The 2514-nt window shown below is 41.2% G+C and carries 2 protein-coding genes and 1 pseudogene; all 3 read right to left on the bottom strand.

What is annotated here, in order from left to right; all coding sequences use genetic code 11:
* Window positions 1-19: 19 nt before the first annotated feature.
* Window positions 20-1414, bottom strand: a complete 1395-nt coding sequence (locus tag WKT11_RS19640) for an FtsK/SpoIIIE domain-containing protein (protein WP_076627806.1) — start codon at window positions 1412-1414, stop codon at window positions 20-22.
* Between the two features lie 98 nt (window positions 1415-1512).
* Window positions 1513-2277: an MBL fold metallo-hydrolase gene (locus tag WKT11_RS19635; protein WP_008687118.1), complete on the bottom strand. Its 765-nt coding sequence runs from the start codon at window positions 2275-2277 to the stop codon at window positions 1513-1515.
* 101 nt (window positions 2278-2378) lie between these two features.
* Window positions 2379-2514, bottom strand: a pseudogene (locus tag WKT11_RS20130) (YdcP family protein); the annotation flags it as partial.

Below are 2514 nucleotides of genomic sequence, written 5' to 3'. Positions count from 1 at the left end.
TACGCCACACCAGCAACGGCTAGTCCGTGCCGTCGCCTTTCGCTTCGCACGTCGCCGTCCCGTCCTGCCTTGCTTGTGCAAGAGAACCTATGGTCTGCAAAAAATCATGTCCTTTCGGGACTAAGGGCGTGTAAAATTCACTGATAACGCTTGTTCCCACATCACAATAGCCACGCCCCTTGATACGCTTCTGGAAAAATTGCTTTTTTACATCAGAACCGAACAGCATACCGTAACCTAATTCGCTGATACGCCCAAGTCCTACACGGAAATTGAAGTTATCTCTGATACCGTCCGAGAAATACTTTGCGTCTGGACGCTGGCAGGCAACGATAAGGAAATAACCTGCTTGTCGTCCTAACATAACGATTTTCTTTAACTGGCTAAGTAAGCTCACACTTTCTTTCGTCCCCAGCATTTCAAAAAATGCTACATATTCATCAAAGATAAGAAAGCAGGGTGGCAGTCCCAGATAGGCATAGTTTTCGCCCGTCTTATAGTTCGGGTGTCGCTTCATTTCCTCACTTCGCTGTACCATGCCCTCATAAAAGGCATTGACGCAATCAATCATTTCTTCTTTGGTGTGATACACATTTTCCATAACTGTCCCTAAGTCTGCAAGGTCAGCGTTCTTCGGGTCTAAGATATAAAGGACAGCGTTTGTATGCAGTAAGGCTTCAATGAGTGTCAGCAGAAAATATGTTTTACCGCCACCAGTCCCACCAGCAATCAGAGCGTGAGGGAGTGCGTCATATTCCCAGACAAGATTTTTCATCAATCTAAGACAACCGTTTTCTGCCCGTACTTCATCAATGGTAATGCGGTTCGCTATCATATCATAAAGCAGGGTATATTCGATATAGCCGTCATGCAGGGTCTTGTCGGTCAGCTCACAATACAAGCCACTTTCCAACTTATCCTCCAACCGTAAAAGCTGGTCTTGATATTTTCCCAGCGTAATTTCACAGCGGATATGAAGAAGTCCTTTTTCCATTTGATAATAAATCTTTGGAAACCAGACGATTTTTTCCCTTGATCTGCTTTGCAGGTCAGTAAAAAAACCGCTGTCTTGTACGGTATCGGCTTCATACCACTTATTTTCCAGTATCATTCTTGCCAGCTTTTGACGGTGCAGTAGCTTCTTGAAACTGTCGTAACAGAAGCGGTAATACAGAAAAGCGACCAATGCACAAACACCAGTCGCTATCAGTATGGTTATGAAGTTGTAAAGGGAAAGCGTAAAGCCATTGTCTAATAAGCTGAAATGTTCCCAGTCGGTACGCATGAGCTGTTTGCTATTCAGTAGCAGGAGAACTGCCACGAACACAAACAGAAGCGTCTCTATGGAAAAATGATAAACAAGGTGCTTGTCGCTGGCTCTGATACGGTGTCCTTTGTTCCAAATCATACGCATAAATCAATCACTCCTTTCTGGGTATGAAAAAAGCAGTCAATCCTAAGACTAACTGCTTTGTGTGTAGGGATATAAAATTGTAAAACTAAGATTGCATTTCAGATATGGATTTGAAACCCCTCATAGCTGAATATACCATTCCCTTGTTTTAATTTCCCTTCATTTGACAAGTTGTGAAAAGCTGTCTCTATCTTGTCAATTATAGTAACTGGAATAGATAAATGATGATGTCCTGGCAAAATTCGACTTATCTTTAAAGATTGAATTTTTCTAACAGACTTCCAAAATTCTTGTGGGTTTGTTGATGGATAAAAAGCATCAAGGCAACCGCTATATATCAAATCGCCGGAATACAGATATTTTCTATCCGCTTCATAGAAACAACAATGTCCGGGAGAATGACCGGGCGTGTGAATAACTACCAACTTTCTGTTCCCTAAGTCAATACAATCTTCATCATGTAAAATCATTTGCGGAACCCCTTGAAAAATCTGATATTTCTCTACCTTAAAATCCGAGGGGAAATCACATGGATTGCACATAATATTGTTTTTTACCACTTGCAAAGGTATAGGGAATTTGACCGATAGCCATTCTTTTTCTGCTTCATGAACTGCAATAGACCGAAAATATTTATGTCCACCGATATGATCCCAATGAACATGAGTAGTGATTACTGTAACGGGCAGTTTCGTCAATCCATCAATAACCTCTCTGATGTTGGAAACACCTAAACCTGTATCAATCAGAATGGCTCTTTTTGTCCCACACAATAGATAACAATGTGTTTCTTCCCAGTGTTTGTATTCGCTGATGACGAATGTATCTTGGTCTATTTGTTCGACGGTAAACCAACTGTCCATATACTATTCTCACTCCCTAAAAATTTTAATTTGTCGCTTTCTTCATACCCATATTATAACAGTTCCGTATATCCTCTACAACGAAAATCTATTCAGCAAGTCTATTTTTTCGGTTGTCCCTGCGGTGTATGGTTCTGTGTATTGCCTGCGTTCTGGTTGCTTTTATTCTTCAATACAATATCCTCTGCCTTTACATACCAGTCCACATCTGCACCCGTATAGGTTTTTCTTGATACC

Origin of the sequence: Blautia sp. HCN-1074, from assembly GCF_037890165.1 — a bacterium.
Lineage (GTDB): Bacteria > Bacillota > Clostridia > Lachnospirales > Lachnospiraceae > Blautia_A.
This window is presented reverse-complemented; position numbering and strand designations above follow the sequence as displayed.